Source organism: Streptomyces sp. NPDC034670, assembly GCF_055574875.1.
Window position 1 is genome coordinate 31,813 of sequence record NZ_JBVITR010000021.1, and the last position, 13,514, is coordinate 45,326.

At 72.1% G+C, this 13,514-nt stretch carries 14 protein-coding genes; 13 read left to right on the forward strand and 1 reads right to left on the reverse strand.

The features are described from left to right. Positions 1–26 precede the first annotated feature (26 nt). The 10 genes from ACZ56B_RS16495 to ACZ56B_RS16540 all read left to right on the forward strand — a co-directional run bounded on the left by ACZ56B_RS16495 (position 27) and on the right by ACZ56B_RS16540 (position 10,886). Positions 27–695 carry an AAA family ATPase gene (locus ACZ56B_RS16495; protein ID WP_468790418.1) on the forward strand — a complete coding sequence of 223 codons (669 nt, stop codon included), beginning with the start codon at positions 27–29 and terminating at the stop codon, positions 693–695. 67 nt (positions 696–762) lie between these two features. Beyond that, positions 763–1,533, forward strand: a complete 771-nt coding sequence (locus ACZ56B_RS16500) for an enhanced serine sensitivity protein SseB (RefSeq protein WP_468790420.1) — start codon at positions 763–765, stop codon at positions 1,531–1,533. A 126-nt stretch (positions 1,534–1,659) separates the two neighbouring features. Continuing rightward, positions 1,660–2,451 carry an enhanced serine sensitivity protein SseB C-terminal domain-containing protein gene (locus ACZ56B_RS16505; RefSeq protein WP_468790422.1) on the forward strand — a complete coding sequence of 264 codons (792 nt, stop codon included), beginning with the start codon at positions 1,660–1,662 and terminating at the stop codon, positions 2,449–2,451. 441 nt (positions 2,452–2,892) lie between these two features. Next, complete coding sequence (locus ACZ56B_RS16510) at positions 2,893–4,563, forward strand: ABC transporter substrate-binding protein (protein WP_468790424.1); 1,671 nt, start codon at positions 2,893–2,895, stop codon at positions 4,561–4,563. 110 nt (positions 4,564–4,673) lie between these two features. Then, the gene (locus tag ACZ56B_RS16515; RefSeq protein ID WP_468790426.1) at positions 4,674–5,678 is read left to right on the forward strand and encodes an ABC transporter permease; all 1,005 of its coding nucleotides are present in this window, start codon (positions 4,674–4,676) and stop codon (positions 5,676–5,678) included. Position 5,679: 1 nt separating this feature from the next. Continuing rightward, positions 5,680–6,639 carry an ABC transporter permease gene (locus tag ACZ56B_RS16520; protein WP_468790428.1) on the forward strand — a complete coding sequence of 320 codons (960 nt, stop codon included), beginning with the start codon at positions 5,680–5,682 and terminating at the stop codon, positions 6,637–6,639. A 6-nt stretch (positions 6,640–6,645) separates the two neighbouring features. Beyond that, complete coding sequence (locus ACZ56B_RS16525; RefSeq protein ID WP_468790430.1) at positions 6,646–7,647, forward strand: ABC transporter ATP-binding protein; 1,002 nt, start codon at positions 6,646–6,648, stop codon at positions 7,645–7,647. After that, entirely contained in the window at positions 7,644–9,089 is a 1,446-nt protein-coding gene (locus tag ACZ56B_RS16530) for an ABC transporter ATP-binding protein (protein WP_468790432.1), read from the forward strand. Before ACZ56B_RS16525 ends, ACZ56B_RS16530 begins: the two co-directional genes overlap by 4 nt. Positions 9,090–9,210: 121 nt before the next feature. Next, complete coding sequence (locus tag ACZ56B_RS16535; RefSeq protein ID WP_468790434.1) at positions 9,211–9,867, forward strand: trimeric intracellular cation channel family protein; 657 nt, start codon at positions 9,211–9,213, stop codon at positions 9,865–9,867. A gap of 158 nt (positions 9,868–10,025) precedes the next feature. Continuing rightward, a complete protein-coding gene (locus ACZ56B_RS16540; protein ID WP_468790436.1) occupies positions 10,026–10,886 on the forward strand; it encodes a thioesterase family protein in 861 nt (286 codons plus the stop codon). A 58-nt stretch (positions 10,887–10,944) separates the two neighbouring features. Here ACZ56B_RS16540 and ACZ56B_RS16545 read toward each other — a convergent pair whose 3' ends face one another. Then, entirely contained in the window at positions 10,945–11,604 is a 660-nt protein-coding gene (locus ACZ56B_RS16545) for a TetR family transcriptional regulator (protein WP_468790438.1), read from the reverse strand. A 114-nt stretch (positions 11,605–11,718) separates the two neighbouring features. On the opposite strand from ACZ56B_RS16545, the gene ACZ56B_RS16550 reads away from it, so the two are divergent. From ACZ56B_RS16550 to ACZ56B_RS16560, 3 genes are all read left to right on the forward strand, one after another. Next, complete coding sequence (locus ACZ56B_RS16550) at positions 11,719–11,886, forward strand: hypothetical protein (protein ID WP_468790440.1); 168 nt, start codon at positions 11,719–11,721, stop codon at positions 11,884–11,886. Positions 11,887–11,951: 65 nt separating this feature from the next. Next, positions 11,952–12,218, forward strand: coding sequence for a DUF4190 domain-containing protein (locus tag ACZ56B_RS16555; protein ID WP_468790442.1), 267 nt, complete (start codon positions 11,952–11,954; stop codon positions 12,216–12,218). An 84-nt stretch (positions 12,219–12,302) separates the two neighbouring features. After that, entirely contained in the window at positions 12,303–13,472 is a 1,170-nt protein-coding gene (locus ACZ56B_RS16560; protein ID WP_468790444.1) for a cysteine desulfurase family protein, read from the forward strand. Positions 13,473–13,514: the final 42 nt, after the last annotated feature.

The window sequence follows — 13,514 nt, forward strand, 5'->3', positions numbered from 1 at the left end:
CCCGGCCCCAGGGGAGGACAACCACGGTGAACAGGACCACGGCGTGCGCCGCCACCACGGGCGTCGCGCTGCCCGAGCAGCCGGCCGCTCCGGCCCCGGGGGCCCGCGGCGCGCTGCCGGCGCCGGTCGTCCAGGACCTGCGCGGGCGCGCCGGTGACAGCCCGCGCGCCCTGCTCTTCGGGCCCCGCGACCTCGTCGTGGTCACGGGCCTGCCCGGCAGCGGCAAGTCCACGCTGATGCGGCGCGCGGTGCGCGGCGTCCGCGTCGACTCCCAGGACACCCGCGACCGCTGGGAGCGCCGCATGCCGCGCCTCCTGCCGTACGCCGTCTACCGCCCGCTGGTGCGCCTCGCCCACTACACCGGGCTGCACAGGACCCTGCGCGGGGGCGGAGCGGCCGTCGTGCACGACTGCGGCACGCAGGCGTGGGTGCGCCGCTGGCTGGCCCGCGAGGCCCGGCGCCGGGGCGCCCGTCTGCACCTGCTGCTCCTGGACGTCCCCCCGCAGCAGGCGCTGGCCGGTCAGCGCGAGCGGGGCCGGGGCGTCTCCCGGTACGCGTTCCTGCGGCACCGCGCGGCGAGCGGACGGCTGCTGCAGGCGGCGGAGCGGGGCGAGCTGCCGGACGGCTGCGGCTCGGCGGTCCTGCTCGACCGGGACGCGGCGAACGCGCTGCGCCGCATCGGCTTCGCGGGCTGACGGACCGCGGCGCGGCAGCGGTTAGCCTTCTTGGTCACAGCAGTGGTTCCAGGCAGGCGGTAGGCAGATGGACTTCCCGGCGCAGACACACCCTCACCCGCACGGCGGATGGCCAGGAAACGAACTGGAGGAGGTGCTCTCCGCCTCCCTCGGCGTCCCCGCGGCGGGCAGCCGGATCGTGGAGGTGCTGGGCCGCAGCTTCGTCTGGGTCCCCCTGCCGAGCGGCGGCGGCCCGCACAGCGGCCCGCTCGACCTGCCCACGATGGAACTCGACGGCCAGGCGTACGTCCCGGTGTTCAGCTCCGAGGAGCAGTTCCGCCAGGTCGTCGGCTCCCACATGTCGTACACCGTCGCGCCGGCCGTGGAGTTCGCCCGCGGTCTGCCGCCGCAGGCCGGGATCGCGGTGAACCCCGGCGGCGTGGTCGGCATCCCGCTGCCGCCGCCCGCCGTGGCCGAGCTGTGCCGGGCCGGGCACGGCCCGCTGGAGGGCCCGGCGAGCGGCGGCCGGGTCCGGCTGTTCGAGCCCGACTGGCAGGACGACCCGGTGGACTTCCTCTCCGCGGCCTCGGCCGAGTTCGAGACCATCGGGGTGGTGGCCACCGCCCGCCGCTGCCTCGCCGCGATCGAGACGGACGATCCGGTGCTGTTCGTCGGCGTGGAACTGTCCCGGTGGGACGAGGGGGACCTGCGGGTCCTGCCGATGGACGCGCTCGGCCGCGCACTGGGCCGGACGGCGGTGAAGTGGCCGGTCAACCTGGTCCTGCTGGACGTGGCGCAGGACCCGGTGGGCGACTGGATGCGCGAGAAGGTCCACCCCTTCTACCAGCGCCTCCCGTAGCCCCGCGGCAGCGGCCCCGCCCGTGCCGACGTCCCGTCCCCGTGCCGTACGGGCAGCGGTCGCCGGGCGGCGGGCGGCTTAAGCTAGGTTCATTGGCCGGCGAGGTGTGACGGAGGGCGATACGAAGTGAGCGCTGGCACCGCGGCGGCCGGGCAGGTCGAGCACATGCTGCGCCAGGTGACGCCCGGGCGTTACGACGCCTACGAGGCGTTGCTGCGCGCGCTCGCGACCCCTTCCACCGGCCAGGTCTGGATGCTGCTGTGGCACGGCCAGGCCGGTTCCCCGGACGCCCAGTACGGGAGCATGGAGGTGGACGGCTTCGGCTACGCGCCCTGCGTCACCTCCGCCCAGGAGCTGTCGGCCAGCGGCTGGAACCGGTCGTACGAGGTCGTCGACGGACTCGACGTGGCCCGCGCGCTCTACCCCGACCGCTACGGCCTCTGGCTCAATCCGCACGCCCCGGGCGGCGGGGTGGGCATCCCCTGGCTGGACCTGCGCCGCATCGCCACCGGTCTGGACCGCCAGCCCGCCGGACCGCTCCGGCTGTCCGAACCCGGCATCGAGGTCCCGCAGTTCTACGCCCTGCTCGCGCAGAACGCCCACCGCACCCCGGCGGTCCGCGCGCTGCGCCGTGCCTGGGTGCAGCCCGCGCTGGGCGCGCCCTACCTCGTCATCGGCCTCGACGTGTACGACACCTCGCCGCCGGCCGTCGACGCGGTGCGCGCCATGATGCAGCAGTCCCTCGGGGCCGTCCCGGACGGGCTGCCGGTGTCGACCGTCGCGATGTCCGACGAGCACGACCCGGTCGTGATGTGGCTGCGGGCCAACTCCCGGCCGTTCTACGACCGCGAGGCGCACGGCGCCGTGCCGCCGCTCCCCGCCCCGGGCTACGGCTACCCGCCCGCGCACCGGCCCTGACCGGTACGTCCTCCCGAGGGCCCCGGCGCGGCCGTCCGCGCCGGGGCCCTCGTCCGTGCCGGCTCGGCGTTGACGCAGCGTCACCGTGTCCAGCATGTGGACACATGTGGCGACGGGATCCACTCCTCCGCGACCCAGCGCTGATTTCACGTCAGATTTTCGGCCATGCGCGCTCAGCTACCCTCCGCTGACCGCCTGTCACCTGCGGTTTCACCCGTCCTCCACGTCATCAGGCGCTTCCCGGGCGGCTCTTGGGGAGGTGCCTCATGTGTCGAACGGGTTAACTCTCCGCGGGAGGACGCCTGAAGAGTCCCTTATGTCAAGTGTTCAGATCTCAGGTAGGTATCACCGCTATCCGGACTGTTCCTGACTCCCTGCGAACGTGAGTAGTGTTCGGCCGGTCAAGATGCATCCACATAGCGGACCCGGAGTGGCCCCAGTATGCGCATATTCAAGCCCCGAGCCGCTCGGGCGATCACGGCCGCGGTCGCGGTCGGTCTGATCGCCACGGGCTGCGCCAGCGAGCGGGACAGCGACAACGAGAGCGGCGGCAAGAAGGACACCTTCGTCTTCGCCGGTGCAGGCGACCCGGGCTCCCTGGACCCTGCCCTCGCGAGCGACGGTGAAACCTTCCGTGTGACGCGCCAGGCGTTCGAGGCCCTCCTCGAGCACGAGTCGGGCGGTACCAAGCTGGTCGGCGGCCTCGCCGAGACCTGGTCGAGCAACGACGCGGGCACCGTCTGGACCTTCAACCTCCGCAAGGGCGTGAAGTTCCACGACGGCGAGACGCTCAACGCCGAGGCGGTCTGCGCCAACTACGACCACTGGTTCAACTGGAAGGGCACCTACCAGTCCAGCGCGGTCTCCTACTACTGGCAGACCATCATGGGCGGCTTCGCGAAGAACGAGGACAAGGAGACGCCCGAGGCGAACTACAAGTCCTGCACCGCGAAGGACGAGAACACCGCCGTCATCGAGGTCAAGAAGCCCTCCGCCAACCTCCCCGGCGGCTTCTCCCTCAACGCCCTGGCGATCCACTCGCCGAAGGCGATCGAGGAGTACAAGAAGCAGGACGCGACCGCCAAGGGCGACGCCATCACGTACCCCAAGTACAGCCAGGAGGCCGGCACGGTCGCCGGTACCGGCCCGTACAAGATCGTCAAGTGGAACAAGGGCAACAAGGAAGTCACCCTCGAGCGCTTCGACGACTACTGGGGCGAGAAGGCGAAGATCAAGAACCTGGTCTTCCGCACCATCGACACCGAGGAGGGCCGCCGCCAGGCGCTCCAGGCCGGTGACATCGACGGCTACGACCTCGTCGCCCCGGCCGACGTCAAGACCCTCGAGGACCAGGGCTACGTCGTCCCGACCCGTGGCGTCTTCAACCTCTTCTACGTGGGCATGAGCCAGGAGGCCAACAAGGCCCTCCAGAAGAAGGAAGTCCGCCAGGCCATCGCGCACTCCATCGACCGGGAGAACCTGGTCAAGACCCAGCTGCCCGAGGGCGGCAAGGTCGCGGACCAGTTCATGCCGGACACGATCCAGGGCTACTCCAAGAACGTCAGGAAGTACCCGTACGACACCGCCAAGGCCAAGGACCTCCTCAAGAAGGCCGGTGAGGAGAAGCTCGAGATCGAGTTCTGCTACCCGACCGAGGTCACCCGCCCGTACATGCCTGCCCCGCAGGACCTGTTCGAGCTGATGAAGGCCGACCTGGAGAAGTCCGGCATCACCGTCAAGCCCAAGGCCATGAAGTGGGCCCCGGACTACATCGACGCCACCGAGGCCGGCTCCTGCGCCCTGCACATGCTCGGCTGGACCGGTGACTTCAACGACGGCTACAACTTCATCGGCACCTGGTTCGCCGGGTACGACAAGCAGTGGGGCTTCAAGGACAAGAAGGTCTTCGACGCCGTGAACGCCGGCTCGAAGCTGGGCAAGGCCGAGGAGCGCACCGCCGCCTACCAGAAGGCCAACGAGGTCATCATGGACTACCTGCCGGGTGTCCCGATCTCCTCCTCCCCGCCGGCCATCGCCTTCGCCAAGAACGTCAACCCGCCGAACGTCTCCCCGCTGACGCAGGAAGTCTTCTCCGAGGCCTCCTTCAAGTAAGCGCGTAAACGGCAGGAAACCAGAAAACGGGGGACCCGCCCGGCCGTCGCAACTCGGCGGCCGGGCGAGTCCGTTCATGTAAGACATCACGCAAGAAAGGGGCAAGCGGGGTGCTGCGTCTCGTCGTACGAAGACTGCTCCAGCTCATACCCACGCTGCTCGGCCTGTCGGTTCTGCTCTTCCTGTGGCTCGACCGGCTGCCCGGTGGACCCGCCTCAGCGATCCTGGGGGAGAAGGCCACCGAGGCCGAAGTGGCGCGCATCAACCGCGCGCTCGGGCTGGACCAGCCCGTCTACGTCCAGTACTGGCGCTTCCTCAAGCGCATCTTCCAGGGCGACCTGGGGACCTCCACCCAGACCGGACAGCCGGTGTGGGACGAGTTCGTCCTGCGTTTCCCCGCGACCGTGGAACTGTCCCTCTTCGCGATCCTCATCGCCGTGGCCGTCGGTGTCCCGCTCGGCTACTTCGCCGCCCGCAACCGCGGCGGCTGGCTCGACGTCAGCGCGGTCTCCGGATCACTCGTCGGGATCTGCGTCCCGGTCTTCTTCCTGGCCATGATCCTCAAGGACGTCTTCGCCGTCTCGCTCAAGATCTTCCCCAGCTACGGGCGCCTGGACCAGGGCATCAACGCGACCAACGTGACCGGCTTCGCCACCCTGGACGGCATCCTCACCGGTGAGTTCGACGCCACCCTGGACGCGGTCCACCACCTGATCCTGCCCTCCATCGCGCTGGCCACCATCCCGCTCGCGGTCATCGTGCGCATGACCCGTGCCAGCGTCCTCGAGGTGCAGGACGAGGACTACGTCCGCACCGCCGAGGCCAAGGGCCTCAAGCGGAGCGTCGTGCGCGGCCGGCACGTGCTGCGCAACGCGATGCTCCCCGTGGTGACGGCGGTCGGCCTGCTCACGGGCTCCCTGCTGTCCGGCGCGGTCCTGACCGAGTCGGTGTTCTCCTTCGGAGGCATCGGCTCCTTCATCCGGACCGCGATCGACGCCCGCGACTACCCCGTGCTCGTCGGGTTCATCATGTTCATCGCGCTGGTGTACGTCCTGATCAACCTGCTGGTGGACCTGGCGTACAGCCTCATCGACCCGAGAGTGCGGGTGCACTGACATGAGTGTCGCCACCAAGACCGACAAGATCCAGCGCCTCGCGGAACTGGCCGCGACCAAGGAGACCAGCACCGGCGCCAGCCTGTGGCGGGAGGCGTTCCGTCGCCTCAAGCGCAGCAAGATGGCGATCATCGGCGCGGTCGTCATCGCCCTGTTCATCGTCCTCGCGATCGTCGGCCCGTACATCGCGCCGTACTCCCCGACCGCCCAGACCTGGCGGAACGAGGTCTTCCCCAACCGGGGCGAGTTCGTCGGCGCGCGCGGCGAGAACTGGTTCGGGCTCGACCACCTCGGCCGGGACCTGTTCTCCCGCATGCTGGTCGGCGCCCGCCAGACGCTGCTCGTCGGTGTCGTCGCCACGCTGATCGGTCTGGTCACCGGCTTCCTGATCGGTGGTCTCGCCGGTGCCTTCGCCACCCTCGGCGGCGAGACCGGCAAGCGCGTCGACTCCGTCATCATGCGCTTCATCGACATCATGCTGGCGCTGCCCTCGCTGCTGCTGGCCGTGTCCATCGCCGCCGTCATGGGGCAGTCACTGACCACCGTGATGATCGCCGTGGGTGTGGTCCAGATCCCGGTGTTCGCCCGGCTGCTGCGCGGCGCCATGCTGGCGCAGGGCGGCGCGGACTACGTGCTCGCGGCCCAGTCCCTGGGCGTGCGCAAGCGGCGCATCGTGCTCTCGCAGATCGTCCCGAACTCGCTCAGCCCGGTGATCGTGCAGGCCACGCTCTCCCTGGCCACCGCGATCATCGAGGCGGCCGCCCTGTCCTACCTGGGCCTGGGCAACCCCGACCCGGCCGTCCCGGAGTGGGGCGTCATGCTCACCCAGGCGCAGCGCTTCTTCGACAACGCGCCGATGATGGCGGTCTACCCCGCCGTCGGCATCATCATCACCGCCCTCGGCTTCACCCTCCTCGGCGAGGCCATGCGGGAAGCCCTCGACCCGAAGCTGAGGGGCTGAACCACCATGTCTCTGCTCACTGTCGACGAACTGACCGTCACCTTCGGCGGCAGCGGCCGCAAGGAGTCCCGGGCGGTCGACGGCGTCTCCTTCCAGGTCGACCAGGGCCAGGTCGTGGGCCTGGTCGGCGAGTCCGGCTGCGGGAAGTCCGTCACCTCCCTGGCCCTGATGGGCCTGCTGCCCGCCAAGGGCCTCACCATCGGCGGCCGTGCCGAGTTCGACGGCACGGACCTGTTCACGATGAGCCCGTCCGCCCGCCGCGACCTGCGCGGCAGCGAAATGGCGATGATCTTCCAGGACCCGCTGTCCTCGCTCAACCCGGTCGTGCCGATCGGCGTGCAGGTCACCGAGATCCTGGAGCGCCACCGCGGGCTCAAGGGCGAGGCCGCCCGCAAGGAGGCCGCCCACCTGCTGGACCGGGTCGGCATCCCCGACCCCACCCGGCGGCTCAAGGAGTACCCGCACCAGCTCTCCGGCGGCATGCGCCAGCGCGCGCTGATCGCCATGGCGGTGGCCTGCGCCCCGCGCCTGCTCATCGCCGACGAGCCCACCACGGCCCTCGACGTGACGATCCAGGCGCAGATCCTGGAACTGCTCAAGGAACTCGTGGACCAGGAGGGCACCGCCCTGCTGATGATCACCCACGACCTCGGGGTGGTCGCCGGCCTCTGCGACCAGGTCAACGTGCTCTACGCGGGCAAGGTCGTGGAGTCCGCCGGGCGCCGCGAGCTGTTCGCCCACCCCACCCACCCCTACGCGCACGGACTGCTGGGCTCCATCCCGCGGCTGGACGCTCCCCGGGGCGAACCGCTCACCCCCATCCGCGGCTCCATCAACGACCGCATCGCCTGGGCCGACGGCTGTGCCTTCGCACCCCGCTGCGACCGGTACGAGATGGGCTGCCTGACCGGCACCCCGCAGCTCACCGAGCCCCGCGCGGCCGGCCACCAGGTGCGGTGCGTCAACCCCGTACTCGACGACGCGAAGGCCGAGGAGGTCCCCGCATGAGCCTGCTCGAACTGGACGGCGTCAAGGTCCACTTCCCCATCAAGAAGGGCGTCCTGTTCGACCGCACGGTCGGCCACGTGTACGCCGTGGACGGGGTGTCCCTGAAGGTCGAGGCCGGTCAGACGTACGGCCTGGTCGGCGAGTCCGGCTGCGGCAAGACCACCCTGGGGCGGTCGGTGCTGCGGCTGGTGGACATCACCGAGGGCTCGGTCGTCCTCGACGGCACCGACCTGGCGAAGCTGCCCGGCGAGGAGATGCGCCGCTTCCGGCGCCGGCTCCAGATGGTCTTCCAGGACCCGCTGGGCTCGCTCAACCCCCGGCAGAACATCGAGTCGATCCTGTCCGAGGGCATGATCGCCCACGGCATCGGCAAGGACCAGGAGGAGCGCCGGGAGAAGATCAAGTCGATCCTGGACAAGGTCGGCCTCCCCTCCAACGCGCTCGCCCGCTACCCGCACGAGTTCTCCGGCGGCCAGCGCCAGCGCATCGGCATCGCCCGCGCCCTCGTCCTCGAACCGGACGTGATCATCTGCGACGAGCCGGTCTCCGCGCTCGACGTGTCGGTCCAGGCCCAGGTCATCAACCTGCTGGAGGAACTCCAGGAGGAACTCGGCCTGACCTACGTGGTGATCGCCCACGACCTCGCGGTGGTCCGGCACATCTCCGACACGATCGGCGTGATGTACCTGGGCTCGCTGGTCGAGGAGGCGCCGAGCGACGCCCTCTACGCCGAGCCGAAGCACCCGTACACCAAGGCCCTGATGTCGGCCGTGCCGGTGCCGGACCCGGAGGTGGAGGACAAGCGCGAGCGCATCCTGCTCACCGGTGACCTGCCCTCCCCGGCTAACCCGCCCAGCGGCTGCCGTTTCCACACCCGCTGCCCCTGGGCCCAGGCCGAGCGGTGCTCGACCGAACGGCCCGAGCTGCGGGACGTCGGCGGCGGCCACCGGGTGGCCTGCCACTACGCCGAGGAGATCGCGGCCGGGACGCTGCGGCGGACCAAGGGCGAGGTCGTGTCGGCGACCCGTGAGGGAGTGGAGGACGGCCCGGTCGCCGAGGAAGCCGGAGTGTCCGCGGTGCCGGAGCAGCCCGGCCCGCCGGAGCTGGAGGAGGACACCGGGACGGCGGAGACGGCCGGGACCCCGGAGGAGGCCGAGTCCTCGGGGAAGGCCGCCGAGGAGCCCGGAAAGGCGGAGACCCCGGAGAAGGCCGAGAAGACGGAGTCCTCGGAGGAGGCCGAGTCCTCGGGGAAGGCCGCCGAGGAGCCCGGGAAGGCGGAGACCCCGGAGAAGGCCGAGAAGGCCGAGAAGACGGAGTCCTCGGAGGAGCCCGCCGGGGAGCCCGCGCGGGCGGAGACTCCGGAGGAGACCGAGGAGACCGGGTCTTCGGAGAAGGCCGCCGAGGAGACCGGGAAGGCCGCGCAGGCGGAGAAGTCCGCGTAGTCGGCGCCAAGTCTCCACCCGGGTCCGGGACTTCGTCGGCTCGTCCCCCGGACGGCAAGCTCACCCCACCCCTCGCCTTGCTTTGTAAGGCGAGGGGTTCTTGCTGGGTGAGAATGTAAGGGTGCTCCAGCAACTGTTCAGTCCGTCCGTCCTGCACGCGCTCGACCTGATCGGCATCTTCGTCTTCGCGATCTCCGGCGCCCTGCTGGGCGTGCGCAAGAACTTCGACGTCTTCGGCATGGCCGTGCTCGCGGAGGTCACCGGCCTGGGCGGCGGGCTCTTCCGCGACCTGGTCATCGGTGCCGTGCCGCCCGCCGCCTTCACGGACCTGGGGTACTTCCTCACCCCGCTGCTCGCCACGGCCCTGGTCTTCTTCCTCCACCCGCACGTGGAGCGCATCCAGGCCGCCGTCAACGTCTTCGACGCGGCCGGCCTCGGCCTGTTCTGCGTCGTCGGCACGACCAAGGCGTACGACTACGGGCTCGGCCTGACCGCCTCCGCCTGTCTGGGCCTGGCCACCGCGGTGGGCGGCGGCGTGCTGCGCGACGTGCTCGCCAACGAGATCCCCTCGCTGCTGCGCTGGGACCGCGACCTGTACGCGGTCCCGGCCATGGTCGGCGCCGCCATGGTCGCGCTGTGCCTGCGCTACGACGTGCTGAACGCGATGACCAGCAGCCTCGCCGCGGCCACGGCCTTCCTGCTGCGGCTGCTCGCGCTGCACTACCACTGGCGGGCGCCCCGCGCGTGGCAGCGGCGTTCGGCCGTCCGGGAGGAATAGGGCTCCGCCCCGGCGTCCGGGGCGGAGCCGGGTGCCGGGTGCCGGGGCCCGCCCGCCGCGCCCGGGTGCCCGGGCGGACGACGGGACGTCCGCCACATCCCGGCCTCCCGACCCGAACAAAGCTACCGCTTAGTATTCTCCTCTTGTACTGTGCACCCATGCCAGATGCAGCCCCCGCCCCGGTCACCCGGGCCACGATCGGCGCCAGTGAGTTCGACCGCGACACCGCGGTGACGCCGCGCGCGCCCGGCGTCTACGACATCGACCTCTCCGCCGGCTGGACGATCATCAGCGCCGTCAACGGCGGCTACCTGCTGGCCGTCCTGGGCCGCGCGCTCGCGGACACCCTGCCGCACCCCGACCCGTTCACCGTCTCGGCGCACTACCTGACGGCCTCCCAGCCGGGCCCGGCGGTCGTCCGCACCGAGACCGTGCGCACCGGACGGACCCTGTCGACCGGCCAGGCGTCCCTGTTCCAGCGGGACGAGCAGGGCCGGGAGGTCGAGCGCATCCGCGTCCTCGCCTCCTACGGCGACCTGGACTCCCTCCCCGACGACGTCCGTACGACCGCCGAGCCGCCCGCCCTCCCCCCGATCGAGCAGTGCTTCGGCCCCGAGGACGGCCCGGCGCCCGTCGAGGGCAGCTCCGCCATCACCGACCGGCTGATGCTCAAGCTCGACCCGTCGACCCTGGGCTGGGCGCTCGGGCAGCCCTCCGGCAAGGGGGAGATGCGGGCCTGGTTCGGGCTCGCCGACGGCCGCGACCCCGACCCGCTCTCGCTGCTCCTCGCGGTGGACGCGCTGCCGCCGACCGCCTTCGAACTCGGGCTCTCCGGCTGGGTCCCCACCGTGGAGCTGACGGTGCACGTGCGCTGCCGCCCCGCGCCGGGCCCGCTGCGCGTGTCGATCACCACCCGCAACCTGGCCGGCGGCTTCCTGGAGGAGGACGCCGAGGTCTGGGACGGCGCCGACCGGCTGGTGGCCCAGTCCCGCCAGCTCGCGCGCGTACGGCTGGGCTGAGCCGCACGCCCCCGGCCCGACGGAGACGACGGCCGCCCCGCTCCCGGGGCGGCCGCCGTCACGCGGTGCCGCCGCCCCCGGCCGGCCCGTCGCACCAGTGCCGGCGGCCGATGCCGATCAGCCGCAGCCGGCGGGTCGCCAGCCGCGCCGCGCGCTCCCGCTCCCGCGGGCCCGCCTCCGCCTCCAGCGCCTCCAGGAAGAGCGAGGCCGTGGCGAGCATCTGGTCGACGTAGAGCTGGGCCAGCATCAGCCGGTCGTCCTCGCTCCAGCCCGCGCAGACCGGGTCGTCGGCCAGCGCCTCTCCGACCTCCCCGGCGAACCGGGCGAGTTGCTCGCGTATCGCCTCCCGGACCGGCCGGACCCCGCCGTGCCGCTCCCGGATGACGAACCGGACGTGTGCGGGGTGCGCGTCCACATGGCCGGCGATCAGCCCGACGGCGCGCGCGATGCGCTCCTCGCCGTCGCCGGCCGCGGACACCGTCGTCCGGATCGTCGGGTGCAGGCTGTCCAGCGCCTCCTCGACCAGCGCCACGCCCAGGTCCGCGACGGAGCGGAAGTGCCGGTAGAAGGCGGTCGGGGCGATTCCCGCGGCACGGGTCACCTCGCGCAGGCCCAGACTGCCCAGGCTCCGCCCCCCGAGCAGTTCCAGGGCCGCGTCGAGGAGCGCCCGCCGGGTCTTCCGCTTCCGGGCCTGCCGGACGCCGAGGGGGTGGCTCATACCGTGCAGTCAACAGCCGTCCACCGGAATGAGGAAGCCGTGACGGGTACTGGACCAAGTGGTCAGTGAACAACTGTCACCACGATCGGTCACCGGAATGTGAGGATCCGTACCATGCTGTTCCTCGTCGCGGCCCTCCTGCTGCTGGGCCTGCTCCTGGGCACCGTGGCCCACGCGCCGCTCCCCTTCTCCGTCGCCCTGGGCGCCGTCATCGCCGTCTGGCTCGGCGTCTTCGCCCTGCGCGAGCGCCACGGCCGCGGACGCGGCAGCTCGGCGCACTGACGCCCGGCGGGGCCGTCCCCTCCGCCCGACCACCCCGGCCACCCCGACCACGGGAGTCGATCACCATGCAGCTCACCGCACCGGCGAACCGCCGCACCGGTTTCCGGGACGCCGACGGCATGGCCGTCGCCTCGTTCGTCCTCGGCCTGCTGGGCCTGCTCGTCCTCAACGTCCTCCTCGGCCCGATGGCCATCGCCCTGGCGGGCGCGGCGCTGTGGCGGGGCACCGCCCGGCGCGGCCGTGCCCTCCTGGGGCTCGGTCTCGGCGTCGCCGACCTGCTGGTCCTGGCGGCGTTCGTCCAGGCGGACCGGACGCTCTCCTGGAACCTGTGAGCCGGCGGGCCCGCGGGACGGCGCCGTCCCCGTCCGGCCGCGACCCGGAACCGGTGCGCCGGGGCCCGTAGAATCGGCCCCACCATGGCTTACCTCGACCACGCCGCGACCACCCCGATGCTTCCCGAGGCAGTCGAGGCACTCACCGCGCACCTGGGCGTCACCGGCAACGCCTCCTCCCTCCACGCGGCCGGCCGCCGGGCCCGCCGCACCGTCGAGGAGGCCCGCGAAACCCTCGCCGAGGCCCTCGGCGCCCGCCCCAGCGAGGTGGTCTTCACCTCCGGCGGCACCGAGGCCGACAACCTCGCCGTGAAAGGCCTGTACTGGTCCCGCCGCGGCGCGGACCCGGCCCGCACCCGGGTCCTCGCCAGCCCCGTCGAGCACCACGCCGTCCTCGACGCCGTCCACTGGCTCGGCGAGCACGAGGGCGCCACCGTCGAGTACCTGCCGGTCGACTCCCACGGCCGGGTCCACCCGGACGCCCTGCGCGAGGCCCTCGCCCGCAACCCCGACGACGTCGCCCTCGCCACGGTCATGTGGGCCAACAACGAGATCGGGACCCTGCTGCCGATCCGCGAACTCGCCGAGGTCGCCGCCGAGTTCGGCGTCCCGCTGCACTCCGACGCGGTCCAGGCCTTCGGCCAGGTCCCGGTGGACTTCGCCACCTCCGGGCTCGCCGCGATGACGCTGTCCGGCCACAAGATCGGCGGCCCGTACGGCATCGGCGCGCTGGTCCTGGGCCGTGAGCACGCCCCCGTGCCCGTCCTGCACGGGGGCGGCCAGGAGCGCCACGTCCGCTCCGGCACGCTGGACGTGCCCGCGATCGCCTCCTTCGCGGTCGCCGGGCGGCTGGCCGCCGAGCAGCAGGAGTGGTTCGCCCGCGAGATCGGCCGGCTGCGCGACGCCCTGGTCGCCGCGGTCCGCGAGGCCGTCCCGGACGCCCTCCTCGGCGGCGACCCCGCACCCGGGGGGCGGCTTCCGGCCAACGCGCACTTCACCTTCCCCGGCTGCGAGGGCGACTCCCTGCTCCTGCTGCTCGACGCCCAGGGCATCGAGTGCTCCACCGGCTCCGCCTGCACCGCCGGCGTCGCCCAGCCCAGCCACGTCCTGCTGGCCACCGGCACCGACCCCGAGCTGGCCCGCGGCACCCTGCGCTTCTCCCTCGGCCACACCTCCACCGAGGCCGACGTGGAGGCCCTGGCCAAGGCCATCGGCCCGGCGGTGGAGCGGGCGCGGGCGGCCGGCCTGACCTGATCCGACGCGGCGGGGGCGCCGCGGACACGGCGGGCGGGCGCG

Excerpts from the sequence above, each read along its gene's own strand:
- ACZ56B_RS16500 (WP_468790420.1), top strand. The coding sequence starts at position 763 with ATGGACTTCCCGGCGCAGACACACCCTCACCCGCACGGCGGATGGCCA.
- ACZ56B_RS16510 (WP_468790424.1), top strand. The coding sequence starts at position 2,893 with ATGCGCATATTCAAGCCCCGAGCCGCTCGGGCGATCACGGCCGCGGTC.
- ACZ56B_RS16520 (WP_468790428.1), top strand. The coding sequence starts at position 5,680 with ATGAGTGTCGCCACCAAGACCGACAAGATCCAGCGCCTCGCGGAACTG.
- ACZ56B_RS16525 (WP_468790430.1), top strand. The coding sequence starts at position 6,646 with ATGTCTCTGCTCACTGTCGACGAACTGACCGTCACCTTCGGCGGCAGC.
- ACZ56B_RS16530 (WP_468790432.1), top strand. The coding sequence starts at position 7,644 with ATGAGCCTGCTCGAACTGGACGGCGTCAAGGTCCACTTCCCCATCAAG.
- ACZ56B_RS16540 (WP_468790436.1), top strand. The coding sequence starts at position 10,026 with ATGCCAGATGCAGCCCCCGCCCCGGTCACCCGGGCCACGATCGGCGCC.
- ACZ56B_RS16545 (WP_468790438.1), bottom strand. The coding sequence starts at position 11,604 with ATGAGCCACCCCCTCGGCGTCCGGCAGGCCCGGAAGCGGAAGACCCGG.
- ACZ56B_RS16550 (WP_468790440.1), top strand. The coding sequence starts at position 11,719 with ATGCTGTTCCTCGTCGCGGCCCTCCTGCTGCTGGGCCTGCTCCTGGGC.
- ACZ56B_RS16555 (WP_468790442.1), top strand. The coding sequence starts at position 11,952 with ATGCAGCTCACCGCACCGGCGAACCGCCGCACCGGTTTCCGGGACGCC.
- ACZ56B_RS16560 (WP_468790444.1), top strand. The coding sequence starts at position 12,303 with ATGGCTTACCTCGACCACGCCGCGACCACCCCGATGCTTCCCGAGGCA.